A 23396-nucleotide genomic window follows, 5' to 3' on the forward strand; every position below is an offset into this window, starting at 1 on the left:
ATGGGACATCATTCAGTTCCAAATAACCCGATCACGGGTATTCCGGATCATGTTGAAAAAGCAACACTTGAGGGTAAGAATAAATATGTAGCCTTCTGGTTCTTCCTTGGTGGAGAGACAACATTGTTTGCCTCTCTGTTCGGGACGTACATCGGGTTGCATAACTCGGGTGCGAAAGAAGGATTACGCAGTTACGATATTTTTGAAATGGGTCTTGTCTTCATCATGACAATGCTCCTTCTCACAAGTTCACTGACAAGTGTCCTTGCGATGATGGCGATGAAACGTAATGATGTGAAGAAGATGAAAATGTGGTTGATCATCACACTTGTTCTTGGATTAGCGTTCTTAGCGGGTGAGATTTATGAGTTTAATCATTACTACCACATCGGTCATACGTTTACGTCAAGTGCCTTTGGATCAGCATTCTACACACTTGTCGGATTCCACGGGGCACACGTCTTGTTTGGTCTTCTCTGGATCACGACATTACTCGTCCGTAACTGGAACCGCGGTATCACAGTCGTGAACGCACCAAAGTATTATGTTTCAAGTCTTTACTGGCACTTCATTGACGTCGTCTGGGTCTTTATCTTCTCAGTCGTCTACCTCATGGGGATGGTGAAATAAGATGGAAAAACACGAACCGCAACTGACACGTAATCAAATGGAGCTCGAGATGAAAGCAGACCGCAGCCGCGAGATGCAACTTCAACTCACAAGCTTTGCCTTGATGATCTTCCTGACGTTGATCGCCTTTGGTGCGGTCATGGCAGAACTCATGCCTCACTGGGCAGCCGGTGGGTTCTTGATCATCATGGCGATCGTGCAAGTCTATCTTCAACTTTATATGTTCATGCATATGAACAATAAAGGGAACACATGGATTAAAGTCATGATGGCACTTGGGATCTTCGTCGCCTTGACGATTGTCGCGACACTCCGTCTTTTAATCTGGTAATAAATTGTGACCATTCTGCTAACGTTTAGCAGGATGGTCTTTTATTTTAGAATCGTTTTATGAGAAACCTTTACAATGAAATAGGGGAACGGTAATCTTAATCTGTAGGAAAAAGGAACGGGGTGAGAAATGTGTTAGGCAACTTAAGGGGATCTTTATCACAATTTGACTGGACGGTTTTGTGGAGTCCGTATTATGCTTTACTGTTGATTGGAATCTATATTTTTTATGCAGTCGTGACGGAAAAAATTCGTCGACCGGATGAGGCGGAGACAACGCTTGGTCAGAAATTTTCCATGTTGGCTGCTTTGGTAGTATATTACATTGGTTTTGGTAGTCCGCTCGATGTAATGGCGCATATTACGTTCTCAGCGCATATGTTGCAGATGGTATTCGTCTATATGGTGGCACCGCCACTGTTGATGCTGGCGATTCCTGGATGGGTATTCAAACGCTTGTTTGAAGTCCCTTATCTTGGACGAGTATTACGGTTCTTTATCTTGCCATTGATTGCATTGGTCGTATTTAATTCACTGTTTACGTTTTACCATATGCCTTTCATTTTTGATTATGTCCTGACGAATTACACGGTGCACCGGATTTTCCACGGGGCATTGATTTTCCTCAGCATGACGATGTGGTATCCGATCATCGCACCGGTGAACGAGGAAGACAGTTTATCGGATTTGAAGAAGATGGTCTATATCGTCGCCAATGGCGTCTTGTTGACACCAGCCTGTGCCTTCATGATCTTTAGTCAAAGTTTTCAATATGAAGCCTATCAAGATCCGGCGACGTTCGCAAAAGTTCTTGCGTATTGTATGCCAAACAATGATGTAAGTGGACTTGATATGGAGCGTTTGTTCGGAACAACAAAAGACCTGCTGGAAGACCAACGTTTTGGTGGCGTATTGATGAAGCTTGGTCAAGAGCTGGTATACGGATTGTTCTTTGGACTTACGTTCTTCACATGGGTGAGACGTTCTAAAAGTACTGCTGTCGATGAAGGTATGTCCTTCTCGCCAAAAGCGGATTAAATTGGGGGAAGTTGGAACATGAGTTATTTGCCGTTGATTTGTGTCACGTTGATCGTCATCAGCGCGATTTTCGTAGCGATTGGATGGTTCTTGATTGCTCAGACGCGTCGGAACATGAAAGCACACCAATTCGTCATGACGATTGCTGCTGCTTTAGCACTGTTATTTTTCATCATGTATGCGTTACGGACAATCTTGTTAGGGAACACCGCCTTTGGCGGACCGGACACGATTAAACCGTATTACACAGGATTTTTAATCTTCCACATCATTTTAGCGACATCGGGTGGCGTGCTTGGATTGATGGCTCTCTTTTATGCGTACAAGAAAAACTTCACGCGTCATCGTAAAATCGGTCCCAAAGCTTCTGTCATCTGGTTCTTGACCGCGATTACAGGAGTCATCGTCTACTGCCTCCTCTATGTGGTGTATGAGCCGGGAGAGACGACAAACGTGTTTCGGGCAATCTGGAACCACTAAGGAGGTCATGACTTGAAGAAAAACAGTTATTTGACGGTTGCAGCAGCTGTCTTGATTCTCATTGCGGCAGCCGGTGGCTACTATTACTTTTTCATGAAAGAAAAATTACCTGTCATCGCAGAACCGACTCCATTTGAATTGACGAATGCGGTGGATGGGAAACAGTTTAATTCCGAAGACGGAAAGGTGAAGGTCTTAACCTTCTTCTACTCCAACTGTCCGGACATCTGTCCCCTGACACTAAATGACTACCGGAAGTTAGAGAAACAGTTACGGGCGGAAGAGTTGTACGGCTCGGACGTCGAACTTGTCGCCGTGACCGTTGACCCGAAAGTCGACACACCAAAAGTCTTAAAAAAATATGCGTCCAACTTTGAAGCCAATGCGGAAGGGTGGAAGGTGTTGACAGGAGATGGCGTCGTCATTGACCGTCTGACCCGTCAGTTGAATTTTTATTACTCTAAAGCGGAAAGCGGCTTAGTGACGCACGGAACACAAATGTTCATTCTTGATCGAGACAACAAAGTCCGGGCGATTTCATCGATGGCGAAGACGCCGGATGAACCGGTCGACTTAGAGGAAGTTATGACATCGGTCAAACAACTTGCGAAGGAGTGAAGACGATGGTTGAACACTATGACGTACAAGGTGAGGTAACGGTAGCGGTTCAAGCGATTGAAGAGTTGTTATTATGTACGGTCGTTGATTTTGGAGGATCCGTCATCCGGATCAAACGATTGTCGCAAGATACCATCTCATTCAGCATGAAGGTCAGCGTCGCACCGGCACAGCTTCCTGCGTTATACCATCACTTACGGGAACAGGTGAACTTACAGCTCGGCGAAGATGTCTTGGATTATCTCCAGTTGATTGCGAAATGAAAAGGGACGAGGGGGACGGATGCTAAAACCGTCCCCCCTCGTCTCTTTTTTACATTCATGTCTATAAAAAAAACCAAAGTCCACTGGGAGGCGGACTTTGGCAAGATAACTTATTTTTCGAGTGTTTCGAGTAGTGCCGTCAAACGACGTTCGCAGTCTTTGACGATTTCCGGAGGGAACTCCTCATCGTACTCGACACCGTGCGGGTAATAATGTTTTCCGAGAAGAGGCGTCAGCATCCGAACGACAGCGTGACGGTCTTCGAGTTCACCTTGAATCGCGTAAACCGGAACGCGAAGATAAAAGACTTCTCCCGTAGATTGTTTTTCGTATTTCATGTCATACATGGCACGTTCATAATCCCATTGTCCTTCCCGAACAAAACGATGATGATCCATGATCGTTTCGAGTAACCCGAACTTAATTTCCTTGCCTTCGATTCCGAACTTTTCAAACTTCATGTGTGAATCCCCCTATACCCCAGTTTGCTAGTGTACACTAGTCTTTCCAAGCTATCATACCATAATGAATGAACGGATAAAGAAAAAGTTGTGAAGTCAATTTGAAGAATTCATGAACTTCCGTATTTCCGTTCGACATATTCGAGAATCGTATCGGGCGCATGAATTCCGAGATGATTTAAACCTTCTCCGCCAAAAAACACATTAAATTCGAGGACATAAATGTGATCGTCCCGGAAGATCAGGTCAAATCCAGCGTGGTCGATGTCGAGTCGTTTCGCCAATGCCAAAACGAAATCAAGTGCCTCCTGTGGAATGTTCTCGAAATCAAGGACACCGCCTTGGGCGACATTGTTCAAAAATTGGGCGCCTCCGACACGCCAGTAAGCAGCAAGAACCTTGTCGCCGATGACGACAACGCGGAGATCCTTCTCATTCGGGATGTATTCTTGAATATAAAACGTCTCATGCGACGCGACATACTTGTCCCAATCGGCTTGATCCTTAATCAGGTGGACACCTTGTCCCATCGAACTGCGGACCGTCTTCGCGACGAAGGGGAACGAAAACTCCTCCAGCACCCGTGTGACCGTAAACTCGTTTTTTCCATAGATGCCGGTTCGCGGAATATTCTCGGGAATGACGGTCTGGAAGATACGGGTCATTTCAATCTTATCGTGCCCAAGATGGAATGTGGCCGCCGAAGGGAAGATTGGTTTCTTCATCCCGTAGATGATGGAATGGATCTGCCAATATTCCGGGAACAAAATCACGTCAGCTTGAGCGATTTTGCCGAGTGAATCAAAATGATAATCGGACTTCGCATGTTCGGTTTTAATCCCGATCGTGCGGAACATGTTAAATGATAAAAATTGCATACAATTCATTCCTTCCTTCTGAACAAATTATACACAATTCAGCGTGCTAGGAGCGAGATAAATGTTATGATATGATGGTTAAGTCAAGGAGGAGATTCGTTGTGATATATTCAGATAAAACGATAGACCTCATCAACGCAGCGGAAGACCTTGCACACTCTCTCTCGCAAAGCGAAACAGGTCAAGCATATAGATTAGCGAAACAAGCGCGTGCGAACTCAAGGCAGGCGCAGGACGTGATTCGTGACTTTAACCGGATCAAAGAAGAATATGAATTGGTCCAACGGTTTGGCCGGTATCATCCGGACTACCAAACGATCACGAAAAAGGTGCACGAAATCAAACGCGCGCTTGATCTGCAAGAGGAGGTCGCCGTGTTCAAAAAAGCAGAGAAGCAACTCGAAACCTTACTTGGACAAGTGAGCCTCGTCCTTGCTGGGCAAGTCTCGCCCCAAATCAAAGTCCCGACAGGCAATCCATTTTTCGATCAAGGATGTGCGGGCGGATGTTCGACAGGTGGAAGTTGCAGCTGTAGCGGCTAATCGCTGAAAAAGGGAGGAACGGTGTTGTGATCAAGGATCGGATTGGACTCATCGTCTATGTCAATGCGTTGAAGGCGTCGCGTCAGTTACGCCGTTTCGGGAATGTCTATTTCACTTCAAAACGTGAACGGTACGTTTTCTTATATGTTGATCTTGATCAACACGAACAAGTAATTGAACGGATTACGGCCTTGCCGTTCGTCGAGAACGTGTTGCGTTCGGAGCGACCGTTCATCATCGAGACATACGCCAATAAAAAAGGTAAGATGCAGGAAGAAGTTTAACTGGTGGAGCGATGAGGACATCCTCGTCGCTCCTTTTTGAAAGGAAGGAACAGGATGCGAGTCATATCAGGGGAACGAAAAGGCATGCGAATCAAAGCTGTGCCAGGAGATCAAACAAGACCAACGACGGATAAGGTCAAGGAATCCTTATTTAATGTCATCGGTCCTTATTTCAACGGGGGAAAAGCACTCGATTTATTTGCCGGAAGCGGCGGACTCGGAATTGAAGCGTTATCACGGGGATGTGAGGAAGCGGTTTTCGTCGATCAACAGTTCAAGGCGATTCAGACCATTAAGGAGAATCTTGCGACGACACGCCTGACGGACCGCAGCCGCGTTTTGAAAAAAGATGTTACGGTCGCTTTGGCGGAATTGGCGTCAGAAGAGCCGTTCAAGTTGATTTTCCTTGATCCGCCGTATGCCAAAGAACAATTGGCGGACCAAGTCGCCTACATAGAGCAACATGACATGCTGACGGATAACGGGGTCATCATCTGCGAACATGGTTCGGAGACGGAACTGCCGGACCAAATTGGTCGTTTGAGTGTCATCAAACGGCTCCGCTACTCGACAGTCATCTCCATCACATTATATGAGTTTACAGAACTGGAGGAAAACGCATGAAACGAATTGCCATCTGTCCCGGTAGTTTTGATCCGATTACGAACGGGCATCTCGATATCATTGAACGCGCCGCACCGATTTTTGACGAAATCATCGTCGCCGTCCTCAACAACTCCTCAAAGCAACCGCTGTTTTCGGTCAAGGAACGGATGGAGCTGATCTCTGAAGTGACAGAACACCTGCCGCACATCAAGGTTGATTCCTTTGACGGGCTGCTCGTGGATTATGCTGCTGAAGTCGGAGCCAATGCCATCGTACGTGGATTACGGGCCGTGTCGGATTTTGAATACGAAATGCAGGTTGCTTCAATCAATAAAAAGATGAACGATCAGATTGAGACGTTGTTCATGATGACGAACAACCAGTATTCTTTTTTGAGTTCATCGATTGTCAAGGAAGCCGCGAAATACGGGGCATCGGTGGCAGGACTTGTTCCGCCCGTCGTCGAGGAGGCGTTACGTCATAAATACAGCAAAGGGGAATTGAAATGAAGGCATGGAAACCGGCTTTAGCGGCGATCCTCGCTGCCATGATCGCTTTTTTTGTCCCGCTACCTTATTTTATTTCGTATCCGGGAGATGCGACGTCGACCGAACAATTAATCGATGTCGAGGGCGCAACAAAAGAACCGGGTGATTTGATGATGTTGACGATTGCCCAGCGTCGGGCGACCCCTTATTTTCTCGTCGAAAGCCTGTTCCTGCCGTTTGCTGAACGTTCAAGTGTCAGCGACTACCTCTACGATGGCGAGTCGGATAACCAGTACGAGAAGCGTCAGAAACTCTACATGGAAGAAGCCCAGCATAATGCGACAATCGAAGGGTATGAATTAGCCGGAGAAAAAGTAGCCGTCGATTTTAAAGGGATTTACGTATCAGGTGTCATTCCGGGAGGACCGGCGGAAGGGAAATTAAAAGCCGGGGATCAACTGGTTTCGGTGGACGGGAAGTCCATCACGTCGTTAAATGACTTCATGAAGACCATCAGTGCCAAAAAGGCCGGGACACAAGTCGATTTGACGTTGCTGCGAAACAAGAAGGAGCAAAAGACGACAGTTGCGGTCAACCGGTTGACAAAAGAGTCGGAACGGGTCGGACTCGGGATTTATGAACCACTCCCGATGTCGGCTGTCCAAACGAATCCGGACATCGATTTTAATGTCGAAGATGTCGGGGGTCCATCCGCCGGCATGATGTTCACGCTTGAAATTTACGATCAATTGACAGACGGGGATTTGGCGAAAGGATATAAAATTGCCGGAACCGGAACGATTGAAGAAGGTGGAAAAGTCGGACCAATCGGCGGTGCGTGGCAGAAAGTCGTGGCTGCGGATGAAGCCGACGCGGAAATCATGTTCGTTCCAGCCGGCGCCAACTATAAAGAGGCTAAACCATCCATTAAAAAAATCGAGACGAAGATGAAACTCGTCCCGATTAAAACGGTGGAAGAAGCGATTGATTATTTGGAAGCCTTACCGGAAAAATAAGCAAAGCGGCGGTGTTCTTCCAAGTCACTGTAACGAGCCAAGGGCACAGCGTACGCTGCTGTGACTTGGCTCTCTTTGATGAGCCAAGGATGTTTCGAAAACGTCGAGACGACCGGAATACGTGTTTTGATGTCGCGTAAAGCGGCACGACCCCGATCGTTAAATGCAAGGGGACGAACATACTCCACTTGATCAAACGCCAGATCTTCCATTTCACGAGTTGTGGTCGACGTCAGCAAGTAGATCAGGGCACGTTGCAGGCTCGTCCGGGTATATCGCCGTGTTTTGACGTAAGCAAGAAAATCTTCGAAAGTAGCGGCCTGCCGGGCGCCTTCGATCAGACGCGGGGCGAGTGAAGCATCAATACCGTTGAATTGCATTAAATCAACGAGACTGGTTGTCAGAAGACGATGGCGGAGGAAAGGATAGTAGACATCAAAAGAGGCAAAGACGGCTTCCTGGAGCACGTCAGCAGTTGCGCCCGGTAAACCGACCAACGATTGGTGTTTCATGTAATAAGCACGAATCGCTGTTGCACTCATGATGTCCCCGACTGACAGATCATGATAGCCGCTGCCGATTCGTTTTGTCGTATGAAGCGTGATGCTTGACGCTGCCCGGGCGTAATAATAACCAAGCGTATTGTTTGGCGTCGTCAAATCAAGCGTCGTCGTCATGGCCGCAAAAGCCTGACTTGCCGCCGTTGCGGAAGACAATCCATTGGCCAATCCTTGTTGGACCAAGGCTTGGTACTGTGGAGTTGCTTCATGATGTTCAGTAGCCGCTTGGATGAAGGGAGCGATGTCACCGCACTCGCTACCGAAGGACAACGTCTGTGCCCCAATCGTCTCGGCGATCGTCACTCCGCCGCTTGCAAAGCGGTCAGCACGTTGGACGGCAAAGTAGAAAGGAAGTTCCAGAACAAGGTCGATTTCGCCGCTTGCGACTGCTGCTTGAGCCCGGGACCACTTGTCCGTGAAGGCGGGTTCCCCGCGTTGCATAAACGTTCCGCTCATGATGGCGACGATCAAATCAGCACCGGTTTCCTGCCGGGCGATTTTCGCTTGGTAAAGGTGTCCGTTGTGAAACGGATTGTACTCAGAAATAATTGCTGTCATTCTCATGAAACTTTCTCCTTTGCAAACCGAATTAAGTGCGGTAATATGGATGAAGACGTCCAAAAGTGTTCGTTCTCTAGCGATTTCAGTGTAAAGAAAAAACATTGACAAAACAAGATGTCCTCTCTATAATTCATATTGTTGCAATTGAGGTGATTCGGATGAAATGGTCCCTGATGCAATTGAATAAATTGCGCAATCTGGGTCAACTTCAGGTTAACGAGACGATTGAGCTTCCTGAGCTCATCGCCCTCCATCCGGATATCCGGGCGGTGCAACCTGTGCACGTTCGTGCAAATGCATCGTTTACATCGAATCAATTAATATTCAATCTCCGGATTACAGGCGAAATGACGCTTCCGGATGCCCGGACGCTGAATGACGTCGCGTACCCGTTCGAGATTGAATCGATCGAGTCATTCCTGCTCGAAGTTGATGCTGTTCCGGTTGATTCGGACGACATCAATTTACCGAACGGGAATACGGTTGATCTTCAACCACTCGTGCAAGAATTGATTTTACTTCATGTGCCAGTGCAAGTGCATGGGGATGATGAAGAAAATCAGTTGGTTCAAGGGGAAGGCTGGACGGTTCTTTCAGAAGAAGCGCCAGAAGAAGCTGAACCAAAAATTGATCCGCGACTTGCGGGTCTCGCTCAGTTCTTTAAAAAGGATCAGGATTCCTAATCTTTTCATAAAGGCGAGTGTATTTTTTCAAGGAGGTGGACAACGATGGCAGTACCATTCCGCAGAACGTCGAAAACACGCAAACGTCTTCGCCGTACTCATTTCAAACTCCGTGTACCAGGTATGGTCGAGTGCCCAAACTGTGGTGAAATGAAACTTTCACACCGCGTTTGTAAAGCATGTGGCTCGTACAAAGGTAAAGAAATCGTCAGCAAGTAAGCTGAATGATCGGTATAAAAGCGACCTAAGAATCGAGCAATCGGTTTGACAGGTCGCTTTTTTTGATGAAAAAAGGAGCGTGGGCGTATGAGTACAATCGGAATCATCGGAGCGGGATCCATCGGGTTATTAATCGCTTCCTACTTATCAGAGCAGCATGAGGTAACCGTTTATACGCGGCAGACGGAAGATCGGAATGTCCGCATCATCAGGGACGGAACAGCCAGCCAACCGGTGGAGGTTCGACCACTCGATCAATTCGAGTCGCAAGACTTGGTATTCGTGACGACAAAGTCGTATGATATAAAAAGTGTGATTCCATATTTAATGACCGAGACGACACCGGTCCTATTTTTGCAAAACGGGATGGGGCATGTGACGCAAGTCGAACAGGTGTCGCATGCTTTGTTCGGCATCGTGGAGCACGGTGCCATGAGAACCGGGAAATATGAAGTCCGGCATACCGGAGTTGGACGCATTCGCTATGGACAGGCATTTTTGCCGATGCTCGAGGATGGTCCGTTACATTTTGAACATGTACCGGATATCGAATCGGTCATGTTGACGAAATTGTTCATGAACGCTGTCATCAATCCACTCACGGCCTACCACCGGATCACAAACGGACAATTACTCGAGGAACCGTACGCGTCTAAAGCGCATGCTTTATTTGAAGAGTTGCGCCATGTTTTTCCGCAACATGACATATCGTATGCGGAAATTGAACAGGTCATGCAGCGTACCGGACTGAACCGTTCATCGATGCTGCAGGATATCGAACAGGGGAGAAGGACGGAGATTGATCCGATTGTCGGATATGTTCTGGAACGAGCCGTGACACCGACGCCCTTATTGACGTTTTATTTTGAACAGATTACATCTCAGGAAAAAAGAGGGGATTCCATGTGACATTGTTTATAATCTTCCCAATCTTTAGTTTGGTTGTTTTCTATATGATTTTTTTCATGGTGTTTCGAACACACCAAAAAGCACTTCGACTTGCACTGGATGTCGGCACATTTGTCGTCCTCTACGGGATTCATGTCGCATTGATTGCCTTGACCGGTCAAAACTACTTAGGATGGTTGTTGATTGCCATTCTCCTCATCTTTGCAGTCAATGCCTTATGGCAACGAATCCAACAAGTGGATGTTGATTACTTACAGATGATTCGACATAGTTGGCGCATCACGATTTTGATTGCCCTGCCTGTCCAGCTGATGCTGTTTGGGATCGGAATCCGTCAACTGTTCATTCATTGATCTTGTCAGAAAGAAGGGATTTTGTTTGAAGGTACAACCATTTCATGCTCTGTATGCAGAAGATTCATTGATGCATCGAGCATCACAACCGGAATTTTCGAAATACGTGGATCATCTTGGAGAAGAAGGGATGTTCGCGCGTAGCGAACACCTCAAGCACCGGGAATACCCGCATCTCAGTTTGCTGGTGGACGAGCTGAATCGACAAAACCCTCAGTTGAGTGAGAGGCTGAGAGGACAACTCGAACGTCTGCGCACCGGAGAGGCGCAGGTCGTGATTACCGGTCAACAGACCGGCATTCTCGGCGGTCCACTGTATGCTGTTTATAAGCTGTTAACCTGTCTAAAGGTTGCACGCGAAACGGAGGAACTGCTCGACATTCCGGTCCTGCCCGTTTTCTGGCTTGCAACCGAAGACCATGATTTTGATGAAATCAATCATCTCATCGTTCCGACACATGACTTTCGAACACGGAAGCTGACCGTTTCGCCGCCGGATTCCATCCAGCGTTCAGTCAGTCGAATTCCGTTTGACCAACATGCGGTCAAGGAAGTTGTCCGTCAGGCGTTATGTACAGAAGGTGAGACACCCTATACAAAAGAGCTGTTGGCTTTAACGGATCGATTGATTGAAACGAACACGACGTACGGTGGTTTCTTTGCCGCCTTCTTAGGTGAATTGGTGAATCATGACATCATCTTTTTTGATGCCGATGCGAAAGCCGTCCGGCAAATCGAAATCCCGTTTTTTGAACGGTTGATTCAAGATAACCCGGAAATCCGGCAAGCCTTGTCGAAAGGGATCGCGCAAACGTCGGATTTACCGGATACCTTCTTGAACGAAGAAGCAGCGCATCTGTTTGTTGAAGACATCGGACGTGAGTTGTTGTATCCGGGTCAGGATTTTGTGACGAAACAAGGAAAGACCTATACCGAACTTGAACTGTTGGCGTTGCTTTATGCGAGTCCGGAGCGTTTTTCAAACAGTGTCGTCACACGTCCGTTGATGCAGGACTATTTATTCCCGACGCTTGCGTACATCGGCGGTCCTGGTGAGATTGCGTACTGGACGCGACTCCGTCCGCTGTTTCATCATTTCGATTGGACGATGCCGTTGTTGATTCCGCGAATGGGCGCTATCTTGTTACAAGCTCGAGACGAGAAGCGGTTGCGCAGACATCAGCTCACAATCGATCAAGCCTTGCGTGACGGCATACCACTTACTCCGTTTGACGCCGGTGAAGTCAAACAACACCTGCATGCCTCTTCCTTGCTCAGTGAGGTCTTGGTGGAGGAAATCAAGCAGGTTGAACAGAAGCGGTTAAAAACATCGGTCATCACGACGAAGTTAACAAAACAGCTGCAACAGGCCTTCGAAACCATCGTTGAGCAAGAGCGGCGTCTGCACGAACAGGCGAATCGTTCCGATCGTGCCCTTCAGTATCAACTAGCACCGGATCACGCACCACAAGAGCGGATTCATTCGGTCTTGCCGTGGCTGAACCGTTACGGTTTGGATTTGCTTCAAGCGCTCCGTATCCAGTATGAGCAAACGGAAGCGGAACAATTAAAAATATTGGTCTAAACCTGCTGATGAGGCAGGTTTTTTTGTTTTTTTAACGAAAGATACACAAAAGTTCAAAAAATCAAGGAAACTGTCTCATTTTCGTAACGTTTTTAAGAAAGAATATGATACATTGAAAAAGAGTAACGTCCAGTTGGACAGTGAAAGGTGAGGCAGCACATGTTTGAGCATGAAACAGTATTAAAATGGGAGTCCATTAAAGGACTAAACATCAAGCCTGACGGCGTGTATGTAGATTGCACGTTGGGTGGAGCAGGACACAGTGAAGAAATCGTCAAACAATTGACGACAGGACATCTGTATGCGTTTGATCAAGATGATGTCGCACTGGCACATGCAGCAGAACGTCTCGCGGCGTATGAAGGTCGCTTTACATTAATAAAAAGTAATTTCGTACATCTGCAAGAAGAATTAGAAGCACGTGGTGTGAAAAAAGTGGATGGGATTTTGTTTGATTTAGGCGTGTCTTCCCCTCAGTTGGATGAAGGAGAACGTGGATTCAGCTACAACTTTGATGCGCGTTTGGATATGCGGATGGATCAATCCTCTTCATTATCCGCCTACGAAGTCGTCAATGAGTGGCCGTACAACGATCTTGTCCGAATCTTGTTTACATACGGGGAAGAAAAGTTCTCCAAACAGATTGCCCGCAAGATTGAAAAAGCACGTGAACTCGGACCGATCGAAACGACGTTTGAACTTGTCGAACTGATCAAGGACGCCATTCCAGCTCCGGCAAGACGAAAGGGCGGACATCCTGCAAAACGGACGTTCCAAGCGATTCGGATTGCCGTGAATGATGAATTGAATGTATTTGACCGCGCTGTCTATCAAGCGATTGATCTATTAGCCATCGGTGGTCGGTTATGTGTCATTACATTCCATTCGCTTGAAGATCGCATGTGCAAACAAGCGTTCAAGGAAAAATCATCACTCCCAGAACTTCCACCAGGATTACCGATGATTCCGAAAGAGTTTGAACCGGAATTGCGTTTAGTTACACGAAAACCGATTACAGCAGGAGACGACGAACTCGATGACAATCGCCGGTCACGCTCCGCGAAGTTACGGATTGTTGAAAAAATGAAAGAAAGTTGAGAGGAGCATTCACATGGCAGAACCACTTCGTAAACCGATTCAAACAATGGAACCCGTTCGACAGCAACCGATGCAAGAACCGCGTAAAACGGAAGATATCGCCCGTCGCGTCGCGGTTCGCCCGAAATATCGTTTGTATCCATTCGAAAAATTCCTCTACAGTGCAATGATTGGTGGAATCGTTCTTTTTGGCAGCATGACGATTGGGGCACATAATGATGCCTACAATATCAGTCGGGATCTGGCAAAGGAAAATCAAGTGACGCAAACGATGAAAAAAGAAAATGAACGGCTTCAACTTGAAGTGACAAACTTAAGCTCTCCAGAACGAATTTACAAGATTGCGAAAGAACAAGGTCTTGATATGCGAAAAGGGAACATTAAGGTGATTCCTAAATGAATCCACTATCTAAATCCCGACGGAGAGTACGCATTATCTTAGTGATATTTGCTGCTCTCTTTTTGGTGTTCATCAGCCGCTTTTTGTATTTATCAACGACCAAACAATTTCATGGTGAAGATATGATCGTCTATGCCGAAAAAAAACGGTGGGAAGCCCAGTCGACGTTATCGGCGGAACGGGGAGAAATTTTTGATCGGTTAGGTTCGCCGATTGCGATCAACATCCCGTCCTATCATCTCGTTGCGGTCTATCGTTTAGGCGGTGAAAAGGATCCGGACGAGACGGTTGTTGATTTCAAGAAAACAGCGACAGGTCTGGCACCGATTCTCGGCATGTCCGTCAAGGAACTGGAAACTTACTTGATTGAAAACAAGGAACGGTCGCAAATCGAGTTCGGGAAAAAAGGAAATGATTTGACCGTCGATCAAAAAGAGCAGATTGACCGCTTGAAACTACCGGGTATTCGTTTGATCGAGGAACCGAAACGCTATTATCCAAACGGAATTTTCTTGTCGGATACGCTCGGATTCGTCCAAAAGATTACGGAAAATAACGGACGTGTCGTCTTAAAAGGGCAGATGGGCATCGAGAAGCAGTACGATGAGGCATTACGGGAAACGTTTGGCTCCCGTGTGTTCGAGAAAGACCGGAGCGGCGGTGAGCTCGTTCAAGGGACATCCAAAATCTCGAATGAACCGAAAGACGGATCAAATCTCTACTTGACGATTGATCACCGGATTCAACAGTCGCTCGAAAAACAGATGCAAAAAATGTACAACGAATACAAACCGAAAAATGCAACCGGGATCGTCATGGATGCAAAAACAGGTGAAATTCTGGCGATGGCCGATCGACCGTCGTTTAACCCTAACTTACGGGACATGACGGACTTTACGAACTTTGCCGTGTCGTCCCGTTTCGAACCGGGATCAACGATGAAGATCTTTACATTGGCAGCGGCGATCGATGCCGGTGTCTTCCGTCCGAAGGAACCTTACAAATCCGGAAGCTACAACTACAAAGGCACCGTCATTAAAGATTACAATGACGTCGGGTGGGGAACGATTCCGATGATTGAAGGGGTCTACCATTCGTCGAACGTCATGTTCTCGATCTTAACGGCGGAAAAGTTGGGCATCGAACGGTACAAAGACTATTTCAAGAAGTTTCATTTTGATCAAAAAACGGGTATAGATATTTCGGGCGAAGTCAACAGCCAGTCGGATTTATCCAAACCGTTAAATACGCTGATCACGTCTTGGGGACAATCAACGGCGGTCACGCCGATGCAAATCCTGCAAGGGGCGACGGCGATCGCGGGTGACGGCGAGATGGTGAAACCACACATCATCCAAAAAGCCGACCATACCGATAAGGCTCCCTACAAAGCCAAAACGGAAGTGGTGGGCAAACCGATTTCAGCTGAAGCGGCAAAAGCGACACGAGAAGCGCTCGACGGCGTCGTCAACAGTAAAATCGGAACAGGACAGATGTATAAATTAAAAGATTACCGTGTCATCGGAAAAACCGGAACCGCACAGATTTCGGAGAACGGCAAATACATTCAAGGACAGTTCATCCACTCCTTCATCGGAATGGCTCCAAAGGATGATCCTGAATTGATTATGTATATCGCCGTCGACCGACCTTCTAAAAACGAATCGTCGGTTTCCGGTCCAAGCATCATGAGTCCGGTCTTCAAAAGCGTCATGAATACGGCGTTGCAATATCGGAGCATCAAACCGGCCACACAAAAAGAGTCCGTGGACGTCAAAGCAAAAATCATTCCGAGTTACATCGGAAAAAGCATGAACCAGGCAGAGTCATTAGCAAAAGAACAAGGGGCGGTTCCCGTCATTCTTGGGGACGGTGCCGAGGTCGTGTCGCAAATCCCGACACGGGGACAAGAGTTCGTCAGCGGAGAACGTGTCCTGTTGAAAACAGCGAACACGTTCAAAATTCCAGATTTGACCGGGTGGTCGCAGCGTGACGTCAAAAAATTAGTCAGTCTGTACAACTTGAAGTTAGATGTGATTGGTAAAGGTTTTGTAACCAAACAATCGGCACGAACTGGTACACTAGTAAAGGAAAATGGAAAGCTGACGGTGGAACTCGCTGAACCAAAAGAGTAAGGAACGGCGGTTTCCTGATTTCTGCAGTGAAACGAGGACGGACCGGAGTCATTCGTTGACTTCTGTTCGTCCTCGTTTGCTGTAAATGAGTGGAGGAAAAGATATGGTGACCATTGCACAATTAGCAGATTGGTTGGGAATCGACCAATCGGATGCACGACCGTTGCGAAACTTTGCGACAGACTCAAGAAGTACACTGACGGATGGGCTCTATATTCCCATTCAGGGAGCACGCGTCGACGGACATTCGTTCATCGAGGGAGCCGTGCAACACGGGGCAATCGCGACGTTATGGAAAAAAGGAGTCCCTCTTCCGAAAACGGACATCGTCGTCCTTGAGGTCGAGGAACCGTTAGCAGCGCTTCAACTCGTTGCCCGGAAATACTTACAACTCGTTTCTCCGAAAGTTGTTGCCATTACAGGGTCAAACGGTAAGACATCGACGAAGGATATGATTGAAAGTGTCTTGAAGCGGACGTACCGGACACATAAAACAGCCGGAAACTTTAATTCGGATATCGGGATGCCGTTGACAATCATGATGATGCCGCTCGACACGGAAGTCGCTGTGCTCGAAATGGGCATGAACGGATTCGGTGATATCGAACTGTTGTCGAATCTGGCAGAACCGGATATCGCGCTCGTGACCAATATCGGCGAATCACATGCCGAACAGGTCGGCGGACGGACGGGAATCGCACGGGCGAAGCTGGAAATTCAATCAGGTCTGAAGCCGGATGGTCACCTGTTCATCGACGGAGATGAACCGTTACTGGCGGAAGCGACTGCTGAACGAATCGGATATCGCCACTCGAACACCTTTGTCATCGAACAAGCGGAAGCGACGTTCATCGGAACAACGTTTAAATTCGACGGAGTAGAATTTACGATTCCGGTCCTTGGCAAACACCAAGTCCGGAATGCCGCTTATGCCATTGCGACAGCAAAAGCGCTTGGGTTGTCGAATGATGTCATCCAAGACGGATTAAATGCGGTGCAATTGACACCGATGCGAATGGAACGTCTGATGTATGGACAAACGGCGATCATCAATGATGCGTACAATGCCAGTCCGACTTCGATGAATGCCGCAATCGAGACGATTGTGGAGTTGGACGGCTTTACGAACAAGGTCGTCGTCCTCGGAGACATGTATGAACTGGGGCAACAGGAAAAGTCGTTACATGCCTCTGTCGGGAAGAAGATTGCACTTCCTGTGTCACATGCTATCCTTGTAGGGGAGAAGGGGCGCCATATTGCAGACGGAATCGTCGATCCAACCGTCCAAGTCCAATTTGCGGAGACGGTCGAAGAGGCCGCTCGTCTGCTGGAACCTTTGTTAGGAGAACAAACGGTTGTCTTGTTGAAAGCGTCACGTGGGCTTGCCCTCGAACAAATCTTCACATATCTAAACAAAATTTAATCCTTAAAAGTAGGTGTTTGCAATGATCACGTTATTCATCAGTTTAATTGTTGCGTTTTTGGTTGTCGTACTCGTGATGCCAAAAGCCATTCCGTTTTTGCACAGTCTGAAATTTGGTCAAGAAATCCGCGAAGAAGGTCCGGACTGGCACCAAGTGAAATCTGGAACGCCGACGATGGGCGGTATCGTGATTTTACTGGCGATGATCGGAAGTCTCATCGTCACGTTGTTTACGAATGGCTTTGAAGCAAGTCATTTGTCGTTACTCTTTTTGACGCTTGCCTATGGAGCAATCGGGTTCATCGATGATTACATCAAGGTCGTCAAAAAACGGAACCTCGGTTTGAATTCCAAACAAAAACTAATCGGTCAAATTGTGGTTGGACTGCTCTTCGTCTGGTTGAGTGGTGGATTTACAAGCGAAGCCACTTATCTCTCGATTCCGTTTACGTCGTTGTCGCTTGATTTTGGTCTTCTGTATCCGTTCGTCGCCTTGTTTTGGCTGGTCGGTTTTTCGAATGCCGTTAACTTGACGGACGGACTGGATGGGCTGGTCTCCTTTACAGCGATCCCAACTTTCTTATTCTTTGGATTATACGGTTGGTTGATTGCAGATGAGCCGGGTGTCGCCTTGTTTGCTTTTTCAGCAGTCGGTGCCTTGATCGGTTTCTTAGTCTTTAACGTCTATCCGGCTAAAATCTTCATGGGGGATACCGGATCACTTGCATTAGGGGCGGCGCTAGCCGGCTTGTCGATTTTACTGAAACTAGAACTGTTGCTCGTCTTGATTGGTATCGTGTTTGTCGTCGAGACGCTGTCCGTCATTTTACAGGTCATCTCCTTTAAAACGACAGGAAAACGGATCTTTAAGATGAGTCCGATCCATCACCATTTTGAAATGGTCGGATGGAGTGAGTGGCGGATTGTCGGAACGTTTGCTTCGATCAGCTTTATCATGGCGTTCATCGCCTACCTGTTTGTATAACTGAAATTTGTGGTCAAGAAAGTGAGCGATTTAAAGATGAAGATCTCTGAACTGGATAAAAAAAAGGTACTGGTTCTTGGAACGGCCAAGAGTGGTATTGCAGCAACTCACTACTTAGTCCAAGCAGGGGCCGACGTCACCGTCAATGATGGTGGAACACCCAGCGTAGAAGATGTCGAGACATTACAAACATTAAAGGTCGAGACGATTTTTGGCAGTCATCCTCTATCCTTACTTGAAGGAGTCGAGCTGATCGTTAAAAATCCAGGGATCCCGTATCAGATTCCGTTGTTGCAAGCAGCCTTGGCACAAGGAATCCCGATTTGGACGGAAGTGGAATTAGCTTATCGGGCAACCGGCGCGAGCTGGGTGGCGATTACCGGATCCAATGGAAAAACGACGACGACGACACTGGTGCACGAGCTGTTGCGCCGTGGTCAAGCACGTGTCCATCTGGCTGGTAACATCGGATTTCCGGCAGTTGAAATTGCGCAACAGGCACAAGCAGGAGATGTAATCGTGATTGAGCTGTCGAGCTTCCAACTGATGGGGATTGATGCTTTTCAACCAGTCAGTGCAGCCTTTTTGAATCTCTCGCCGGCACATCTCGATTATCACGGGGATGTTGCTTCGTATGCTGAAGCGAAAGCACGGATTTTTGAGAATATGGAGGCCTCCGGACGTCTCGTCGTCAATGCAGATGATCGCCATGTCATGCAGTTGAGCGAACAGACGGCAGCGCAACGCTTGACGTTCTCACGTAAACAATCCGCGTATGCCCGGGTGGAAGACGGGATGATCATCATCGGTGAGACGCCGGTACTGCCGGTCAATGAGTTGGCATTAGGCGGGGGTCACAATCTAGAAAACGTCTTGGCAGCCCTGACGTTGATCGAACCCTTCGCCATCGCCATGACAGACATTCAGGATGTGTTACGGACATTTGGTGGCGTCGCCCACCGGACGGAATACATCGGAGAGTTCAAGGGGCGCAAAGTCTACAATGACTCAAAAGCAACGAATAACGTCGCGACAGAAGCCGCTTTATCCGGCTTCACGGCGCCGATCGTTTGGTTGTGCGGGGGTCTTGAACGTGGGGCAGACTTAAGTCCGCTCCGTCATGCGATGACCCATGTCAAGCATGTCATCGGTTTAGGCGAGACCGGTCAACGTTTCGCTGAGTTGGCAGAGCAACAACATGTGGCAGCAACAGTTACACAAGCGATGGAAGAAGCGGTGAAAGCCGCATTTGACGTTTCTGAACCGGGCGACATCATTTTACTGTCACCGGCTTCTGCCAGCTGGGATCAATATAAAACGTACGAAGAGCGCGGAGAACACTTCATTCGCTCCGTCCAAGAACAGGGAGGCGCGGCGAAATGAGAATTGTAGTTTCTGGAGGAGGCACGGGTGGTCATATCTATCCGGCTTTGGCAATGATTCGGGAAATCGAACGCCGCATGCCATGTGACGTTCTCTATATCGGGACGGAAAATGGATTGGAAGCAGACATCGTCCGACGCGCGGGAATTCCGTTTGAATCCATCGAAATTTCAGGAATCCGCCGGTCGCTTTCATTTGAAAATGTCAAGACCGGCATCCGATTTTTGAAAAGTGTCGTCCGTGTCCGGAAGTTGTTACGCGATTTCGAACCGGACATCGTAGTCGGGACAGGCGGTTTCGTCTGTGGTCCCGTTCTGTATACGGCAGCGAAGATGGGGTACAAGACATTAGTTCATGAGCAAAACAGTTTACCCGGAATTACAAATAAATTTTTAGCCCGCTATGTGGATCGTGTCGCTTTGTCCTTTAAAGGCTCCGGTCATCACTTCGGGAAAAACGAAGCAAAAACGATTTTAATCGGTAATCCGCGTGCTTCCGAAGTTGCTTTGTTGGAAATCAATCCGGTGGAAGAACGGCGGAAATACGGGTTTGAAGAAGGACGTCCCTTGATCGTCGTCTATGGTGGAAGCCGGGGTGCGCCGGCGATCAATCAGGCGGTCGTCGAGATGATTCCACGACTGGAAAACACCGACTGGTCATTGTTGTTCGTTACGGGACAGGTCCATTACGAAACAATCAAGGCACAACTTGGAACGTTACCGGAACGCATTCAACTGCGACCGTTCATCTATGATTTACCTTTGATTTTAAAAGCCAGTCAACTGGTCATCTCAAGATCAGGGGCAAGTACGTTGGCGGAATTGACGACGCTTGGTTTACCGAGCATTTTGATTCCGAGCCCTTACGTGACGGAAAATCATCAAGAAGTGAATGCCTCGTCACTTGTCGAAACGGGAGCCAGTCTGCTCGTGCGCGAAAAGGAATTGACGGGCGACCGTCTGTTCGAAGCCTGTACGACGGCGATTGCCGAGCAGGAAGCGATGTCAAAAGCCTCTTTGGCACTCGGTATGCCGGACGCAGCAAGTGACTTAGTCGACGAGCTGTTGCGGTTGATCCAACAAAAAAATTAAATCAAAGCAGGAATAGACCGATAAGGAACTGAAATGAATGAGTATGGAGGGAGAGGCTTACGTGAGGGAACAACGACCGAAAAGACAGCCGCAGACGGATACGACTGTCCGTAGCTTAGAAGATAAAATTCCATATGTCCGTGAGCAGCGTCGGAAGAAAGCAAACCGCCGTCTAATCTATGTCCTCATCCTGATCGGTCTATTGATTGGTGTCGTCTTTTACCTTCAATCCAGTTATTCACGTGTCGCGACATTTGATGTCGACGGCACGATTAACGTCAAGAAGGAAGACATCATTCAAGCATCGCGTATTAAGGTCAAGGAGACACATGCTTTCAATGTGTCGGAAGAGGCCGTACTGGAACGAATCGAAGATGTACCGGGTATTCGGGAAGCGACGATGAAAAAACGATTTCTTCACCACTATGAAGTAGAAGTCGTCGAAGAAAAAGAGATTGCGTACGCGAAAGATAAACCCGGTGCCCGGATTGTATTGGCAGATGGTACGATCCTTCCTGGTAAGTCAAAGGAAGAGCTGTTCGATGCACCGATTCTAACCGGATTCACCGATCCATCCCTGCAACGTCTGACGAAAGAACTCGTGAAGATTGAACCGAAAGTCCGGAGTCGGATTTCGGAAATCGTCGCCAACGATCAGACCGATAAAGGGGGATTGAAGTTATTCATGACAGACGGGAATACCGTCTTATTGAGTACGTCGGCTTTTTCTAATTCGTTGAATGAATATGTCAAAGTGATTTCCGCCTTGCCAAAAGGAAAAACAGGGACGATTACAATTGATGGTGGAATCTATTTCAAACCATATACAGGAAAAAAATAGAAAAACACAGGGCGAGATAGAACGGTTTAACAAACGTTTGTTTTCATTAGGAAGAAACCGGGCGTATCGTCATCAAATCGTAATCTATTAGATGGGTATGTTAGGCAATAACTTCTTTTCGTGAGGTTTTTTATAGTGTAGACTTAAACGAGAAGAAGCTTCTCTTGATTCCTGTGAATATAAACAGGAACGAATTGGATTAGTATTATGAAAGTGGAGGTGTCACTCCCATGGAAACGAAAGGTACGATTGCCGCACTAGACATTGGGACATCGGAAGTGAAACTCATCGTTGGTGAACTTCTTGGTGGAACGCTGAATGTGTTAGCGGAAGGATCTGCTCCGTCTGCTGGCGTCAAGCGAGGTGTCATCGTCGATATCGATCAAACAGTGAATGCCATTAAACAAGCGGTCACAGAAGTGGAACGAACACTTGGTGAACCGATTGGTGAAGTATACGTAGCGATTTCTGGTGAGCATATTCAAGTGAAGGATTGCCAAGGCATGACATCCATCAAGGGTGAGGACAATGAAATCACGGACGATGACGTAAAGGATGTCCTTCATTCGGCCATGGTCATGCGCATTCCGAATGAGCTGAGTGTCGTAGATGTTCTTCCGAAAACCTTTACGGTCGACCAGCAAACGGAGATTACGGATCCTCGCGGAATGATTGGTTATCGCTTAGAAGTGACCGGGAAACTGATCATTGGTGCGAAGACGATTCTACATAGCATCAAACGTTCCATCGAACGAGCGGGCTTGGAACTTGCGGGATATGTGCTAGAAAGCTTAGCCGTCTCAAGAATTGCTGCTTCCATCGATGAATTGGAACTTGGTGTCGGGATTGTCGATATCGGACACGAAACAACGACGCTTTCGATTTACGAAAAAAATGACTTAGTGTATTCCACGACATTAGCGTATGGTGGCGATCACCTGACACGCGATTTGACGTATAAAATGAATTGTAAATACCAAGATGCAAAGCTTGCAAAAGAAGAGTACGGGGTTGCGCTTGAAGCACTAGGCGATCCGGAAGAAAAAGTTTCGTACGTCACAATCAACGGGGAACACCGTTTCGAACCGCAAACGGAAATTGGTTTCGTACTCGAAGCACGCCTTGAAGAAATTTTTGAAATGATTCAGAAGCGGATGACGCAAGCCGGTTATTCGCAAATGAACAGCGGTATCATTCTCTGCGGTGGAAGTTCGTCGCTTCCTGGAATCGATCAGCTCGGGAAGCGGATCTTCAAACAGAACGTCAACGTCTATCAGCCGGCGAGCCTCGGTATCCGTCATCCAAAGTATGCAGTGGCTGCTGGGATGTTACGTTACGTCCTGTCACGAAGTACAGTTTCTAAGTCCGGGTTTGACCGTGCGGATGAAAAGGGTAGTATCGCACAAGGGCGTGAACAAGAAGAGCTGTTGGCGAGTCAGCCTCAAGCACCTGCACGCGAAGATCGAAAGCCGCAAGAACAGCCTCCAAAAGAACGCAAGTCATTCAGTAGTTTCTTTGAGAAATTTTTCGGTTAAT

General features: G+C 47.5%; 28 protein-coding genes. 25 read left to right on the plus strand and 3 right to left on the minus strand.

The window, feature by feature from the left end; all coding sequences use genetic code 11:
- From KNP87_RS01260 to KNP87_RS01285, 6 genes are all read left to right on the plus strand, one after another.
- Positions 1 to 630: a cytochrome (ubi)quinol oxidase subunit III gene (locus tag KNP87_RS01260; protein ID WP_035387592.1), complete on the plus strand. Its 630-nt coding sequence runs from the start codon at positions 1 to 3 to the stop codon at positions 628 to 630.
- A 1-nt stretch (position 631) separates the two neighbouring features.
- On the plus strand, positions 632 to 961 hold the full coding sequence (locus KNP87_RS01265) for a cytochrome C oxidase subunit IV family protein (protein WP_026832535.1): 330 nt from the start codon (positions 632 to 634) through the stop codon (positions 959 to 961).
- 131 nt (positions 962 to 1092) lie between these two features.
- Positions 1093 to 1998, plus strand: coding sequence for a cytochrome c oxidase assembly factor CtaG (ctaG, locus tag KNP87_RS01270; RefSeq protein ID WP_035387593.1), 906 nt, complete (start codon positions 1093 to 1095; stop codon positions 1996 to 1998).
- Positions 1999 to 2016: 18 nt separating this feature from the next.
- Positions 2017 to 2478: a DUF420 domain-containing protein gene (locus KNP87_RS01275; protein ID WP_119923222.1), complete on the plus strand. Its 462-nt coding sequence runs from the start codon at positions 2017 to 2019 to the stop codon at positions 2476 to 2478.
- Positions 2479 to 2490: 12 nt separating this feature from the next.
- Positions 2491 to 3096: an SCO family protein gene (locus KNP87_RS01280; protein WP_214720604.1), complete on the plus strand. Its 606-nt coding sequence runs from the start codon at positions 2491 to 2493 to the stop codon at positions 3094 to 3096.
- A gap of 5 nt (positions 3097 to 3101) precedes the next feature.
- Positions 3102 to 3359 (plus strand): hypothetical protein, encoded by a 258-nt coding sequence (locus KNP87_RS01285; protein ID WP_119923221.1) that lies wholly within the window; start codon positions 3102 to 3104, stop codon positions 3357 to 3359.
- Positions 3360 to 3469: 110 nt separating this feature from the next.
- On the opposite strand, the gene KNP87_RS01290 is transcribed toward KNP87_RS01285, so the two are convergent.
- Both KNP87_RS01290 and KNP87_RS01295 read right to left on the minus strand, forming a co-directional pair.
- The gene (locus KNP87_RS01290) at positions 3470 to 3820 is read right to left on the minus strand and encodes a YugN family protein (protein WP_026832540.1); all 351 of its coding nucleotides are present in this window, start codon (positions 3818 to 3820) and stop codon (positions 3470 to 3472) included.
- Between the two features lie 110 nt (positions 3821 to 3930).
- Complete coding sequence (locus KNP87_RS01295; RefSeq protein ID WP_235183949.1) at positions 3931 to 4698, minus strand: ATP-grasp domain-containing protein; 768 nt, start codon at positions 4696 to 4698, stop codon at positions 3931 to 3933.
- 101 nt (positions 4699 to 4799) lie between these two features.
- Between KNP87_RS01295 and KNP87_RS01300 the strand changes: the two genes are divergently transcribed.
- From KNP87_RS01300 to KNP87_RS01320, 5 genes are read left to right on the plus strand one after another with little or no spacing between them, the layout of a single operon-like run.
- Positions 4800 to 5240: a YlbF/YmcA family competence regulator gene (locus KNP87_RS01300; protein WP_026832542.1), complete on the plus strand. Its 441-nt coding sequence runs from the start codon at positions 4800 to 4802 to the stop codon at positions 5238 to 5240.
- Between the two features lie 26 nt (positions 5241 to 5266).
- Positions 5267 to 5524, plus strand: coding sequence for a YlbG family protein (locus KNP87_RS01305; RefSeq protein ID WP_214720605.1), 258 nt, complete (start codon positions 5267 to 5269; stop codon positions 5522 to 5524).
- A 36-nt stretch (positions 5525 to 5560) separates the two neighbouring features.
- A complete protein-coding gene (rsmD, locus tag KNP87_RS01310; protein ID WP_255415515.1) occupies positions 5561 to 6148 on the plus strand; it encodes a 16S rRNA (guanine(966)-N(2))-methyltransferase RsmD in 588 nt (195 codons plus the stop codon).
- Positions 6145 to 6639 (plus strand): pantetheine-phosphate adenylyltransferase, encoded by a 495-nt coding sequence (gene coaD / locus KNP87_RS01315; RefSeq protein WP_026832545.1) that lies wholly within the window; start codon positions 6145 to 6147, stop codon positions 6637 to 6639. Before rsmD ends, coaD begins: the two co-directional genes overlap by 4 nt.
- On the plus strand, positions 6636 to 7634 hold the full coding sequence (locus KNP87_RS01320; RefSeq protein WP_026832546.1) for a SepM family pheromone-processing serine protease: 999 nt from the start codon (positions 6636 to 6638) through the stop codon (positions 7632 to 7634). Before coaD ends, KNP87_RS01320 begins: the two co-directional genes overlap by 4 nt.
- Here KNP87_RS01320 and KNP87_RS01325 read toward each other — a convergent pair.
- Complete coding sequence (locus KNP87_RS01325) at positions 7607 to 8758, minus strand: tRNA(Met) cytidine acetate ligase (RefSeq protein WP_214720606.1); 1152 nt, start codon at positions 8756 to 8758, stop codon at positions 7607 to 7609. The genes KNP87_RS01320 and KNP87_RS01325 overlap by 28 nt on opposite strands.
- A gap of 170 nt (positions 8759 to 8928) precedes the next feature.
- On the opposite strand from KNP87_RS01325, the gene KNP87_RS01330 reads away from it, so the two are divergent.
- From KNP87_RS01330 to ftsA, 14 genes are all read left to right on the plus strand, one after another.
- Positions 8929 to 9438 carry a YceD family protein gene (locus KNP87_RS01330; protein ID WP_251135372.1) on the plus strand — a complete coding sequence of 170 codons (510 nt, stop codon included), beginning with the start codon at positions 8929 to 8931 and terminating at the stop codon, positions 9436 to 9438.
- 45 nt (positions 9439 to 9483) lie between these two features.
- Positions 9484 to 9657, plus strand: coding sequence for a 50S ribosomal protein L32 (gene rpmF / locus KNP87_RS01335; protein ID WP_012370841.1), 174 nt, complete (start codon positions 9484 to 9486; stop codon positions 9655 to 9657).
- A gap of 87 nt (positions 9658 to 9744) precedes the next feature.
- Positions 9745 to 10566, plus strand: coding sequence for a 2-dehydropantoate 2-reductase (locus KNP87_RS01340; protein ID WP_214720607.1), 822 nt, complete (start codon positions 9745 to 9747; stop codon positions 10564 to 10566).
- Positions 10563 to 10919 (plus strand): DUF3397 family protein, encoded by a 357-nt coding sequence (locus tag KNP87_RS01345; RefSeq protein WP_026832550.1) that lies wholly within the window; start codon positions 10563 to 10565, stop codon positions 10917 to 10919. Before KNP87_RS01340 ends, KNP87_RS01345 begins: the two co-directional genes overlap by 4 nt.
- A gap of 70 nt (positions 10920 to 10989) precedes the next feature.
- Complete coding sequence (bshC, locus tag KNP87_RS01350; RefSeq protein WP_251135373.1) at positions 10990 to 12504, plus strand: bacillithiol biosynthesis cysteine-adding enzyme BshC; 1515 nt, start codon at positions 10990 to 10992, stop codon at positions 12502 to 12504.
- A gap of 159 nt (positions 12505 to 12663) precedes the next feature.
- Entirely contained in the window at positions 12664 to 13602 is a 939-nt protein-coding gene (rsmH, locus tag KNP87_RS01355; RefSeq protein WP_214720609.1) for a 16S rRNA (cytosine(1402)-N(4))-methyltransferase RsmH, read from the plus strand.
- Between the two features lie 13 nt (positions 13603 to 13615).
- Complete coding sequence (ftsL, locus tag KNP87_RS01360; RefSeq protein WP_026832553.1) at positions 13616 to 14002, plus strand: cell division protein FtsL; 387 nt, start codon at positions 13616 to 13618, stop codon at positions 14000 to 14002.
- Positions 13999 to 16137 carry a penicillin-binding protein gene (locus KNP87_RS01365; RefSeq protein WP_214720610.1) on the plus strand — a complete coding sequence of 713 codons (2139 nt, stop codon included), beginning with the start codon at positions 13999 to 14001 and terminating at the stop codon, positions 16135 to 16137. The genes ftsL and KNP87_RS01365 overlap by 4 nt, the downstream gene beginning before the upstream one ends.
- A 103-nt stretch (positions 16138 to 16240) precedes the next feature.
- Positions 16241 to 17560, plus strand: coding sequence for a UDP-N-acetylmuramoyl-tripeptide--D-alanyl-D-alanine ligase (locus tag KNP87_RS01370; RefSeq protein WP_214720611.1), 1320 nt, complete (start codon positions 16241 to 16243; stop codon positions 17558 to 17560).
- Positions 17561 to 17582: 22 nt separating this feature from the next.
- Complete coding sequence (mraY, locus tag KNP87_RS01375) at positions 17583 to 18545, plus strand: phospho-N-acetylmuramoyl-pentapeptide-transferase (RefSeq protein ID WP_026832556.1); 963 nt, start codon at positions 17583 to 17585, stop codon at positions 18543 to 18545.
- A 36-nt stretch (positions 18546 to 18581) separates the two neighbouring features.
- A complete protein-coding gene (gene murD / locus KNP87_RS01380) occupies positions 18582 to 19928 on the plus strand; it encodes a UDP-N-acetylmuramoyl-L-alanine--D-glutamate ligase (RefSeq protein ID WP_214720612.1) in 1347 nt (448 codons plus the stop codon).
- Entirely contained in the window at positions 19925 to 21019 is a 1095-nt protein-coding gene (gene murG, locus KNP87_RS01385; RefSeq protein WP_214720613.1) for an undecaprenyldiphospho-muramoylpentapeptide beta-N-acetylglucosaminyltransferase, read from the plus strand. The genes murD and murG overlap by 4 nt, the downstream gene beginning before the upstream one ends.
- A gap of 61 nt (positions 21020 to 21080) precedes the next feature.
- Entirely contained in the window at positions 21081 to 21860 is a 780-nt protein-coding gene (locus KNP87_RS01390) for a cell division protein FtsQ/DivIB (RefSeq protein ID WP_026832559.1), read from the plus strand.
- Between the two features lie 230 nt (positions 21861 to 22090).
- Positions 22091 to 23395 (plus strand): cell division protein FtsA, encoded by a 1305-nt coding sequence (ftsA, locus tag KNP87_RS01395; protein ID WP_026832560.1) that lies wholly within the window; start codon positions 22091 to 22093, stop codon positions 23393 to 23395.
- Position 23396 lies beyond the last annotated feature (1 nt).

Origin of the sequence: Exiguobacterium sp. s192 (assembly GCF_018618795.1) — a bacterium.
GTDB lineage: Bacteria > Bacillota > Bacilli > Exiguobacteriales > Exiguobacteriaceae > Exiguobacterium_A > Exiguobacterium_A undae.

What these genes read in the sequence shown, in the direction of transcription:
- KNP87_RS01340 (WP_214720607.1), top strand. Translation starts at nt 9,745, where the DNA reads ATGAGTACAATCGGAATCATCGGAGCGGGATCCATCGGGTTATTAATC.
- ftsA (WP_026832560.1), top strand. Translation starts at nt 22,091, where the DNA reads ATGGAAACGAAAGGTACGATTGCCGCACTAGACATTGGGACATCGGAA.
- bshC (WP_251135373.1), top strand. Translation starts at nt 10,990, where the DNA reads ATGCATCGAGCATCACAACCGGAATTTTCGAAATACGTGGATCATCTT.
- KNP87_RS01290 (WP_026832540.1), bottom strand. Translation starts at nt 3,820, where the DNA reads ATGAAGTTTGAAAAGTTCGGAATCGAAGGCAAGGAAATTAAGTTCGGG.
- KNP87_RS01320 (WP_026832546.1), top strand. Translation starts at nt 6,636, where the DNA reads ATGAAGGCATGGAAACCGGCTTTAGCGGCGATCCTCGCTGCCATGATC.
- KNP87_RS01365 (WP_214720610.1), top strand. Translation starts at nt 13,999, where the DNA reads ATGAATCCACTATCTAAATCCCGACGGAGAGTACGCATTATCTTAGTG.
- murG (WP_214720613.1), top strand. Translation starts at nt 19,925, where the DNA reads ATGAGAATTGTAGTTTCTGGAGGAGGCACGGGTGGTCATATCTATCCG.
- KNP87_RS01260 (WP_035387592.1), top strand. Translation starts at nt 1, where the DNA reads ATGGGACATCATTCAGTTCCAAATAACCCGATCACGGGTATTCCGGAT.
- ftsL (WP_026832553.1), top strand. Translation starts at nt 13,616, where the DNA reads ATGGCAGAACCACTTCGTAAACCGATTCAAACAATGGAACCCGTTCGA.
- rpmF (WP_012370841.1), top strand. Translation starts at nt 9,484, where the DNA reads ATGGCAGTACCATTCCGCAGAACGTCGAAAACACGCAAACGTCTTCGC.
- KNP87_RS01295 (WP_235183949.1), bottom strand. Translation starts at nt 4,698, where the DNA reads ATGCAATTTTTATCATTTAACATGTTCCGCACGATCGGGATTAAAACC.
- KNP87_RS01325 (WP_214720606.1), bottom strand. Translation starts at nt 8,758, where the DNA reads ATGAGAATGACAGCAATTATTTCTGAGTACAATCCGTTTCACAACGGA.
- KNP87_RS01265 (WP_026832535.1), top strand. Translation starts at nt 632, where the DNA reads ATGGAAAAACACGAACCGCAACTGACACGTAATCAAATGGAGCTCGAG.
- rsmH (WP_214720609.1), top strand. Translation starts at nt 12,664, where the DNA reads ATGTTTGAGCATGAAACAGTATTAAAATGGGAGTCCATTAAAGGACTA.
- murD (WP_214720612.1), top strand. Translation starts at nt 18,582, where the DNA reads ATGAAGATCTCTGAACTGGATAAAAAAAAGGTACTGGTTCTTGGAACG.
- KNP87_RS01275 (WP_119923222.1), top strand. Translation starts at nt 2,017, where the DNA reads ATGAGTTATTTGCCGTTGATTTGTGTCACGTTGATCGTCATCAGCGCG.
- KNP87_RS01330 (WP_251135372.1), top strand. Translation starts at nt 8,929, where the DNA reads ATGCAATTGAATAAATTGCGCAATCTGGGTCAACTTCAGGTTAACGAG.
- KNP87_RS01285 (WP_119923221.1), top strand. Translation starts at nt 3,102, where the DNA reads ATGGTTGAACACTATGACGTACAAGGTGAGGTAACGGTAGCGGTTCAA.
- KNP87_RS01370 (WP_214720611.1), top strand. Translation starts at nt 16,241, where the DNA reads ATGGTGACCATTGCACAATTAGCAGATTGGTTGGGAATCGACCAATCG.
- coaD (WP_026832545.1), top strand. Translation starts at nt 6,145, where the DNA reads ATGAAACGAATTGCCATCTGTCCCGGTAGTTTTGATCCGATTACGAAC.
- mraY (WP_026832556.1), top strand. Translation starts at nt 17,583, where the DNA reads ATGATCACGTTATTCATCAGTTTAATTGTTGCGTTTTTGGTTGTCGTA.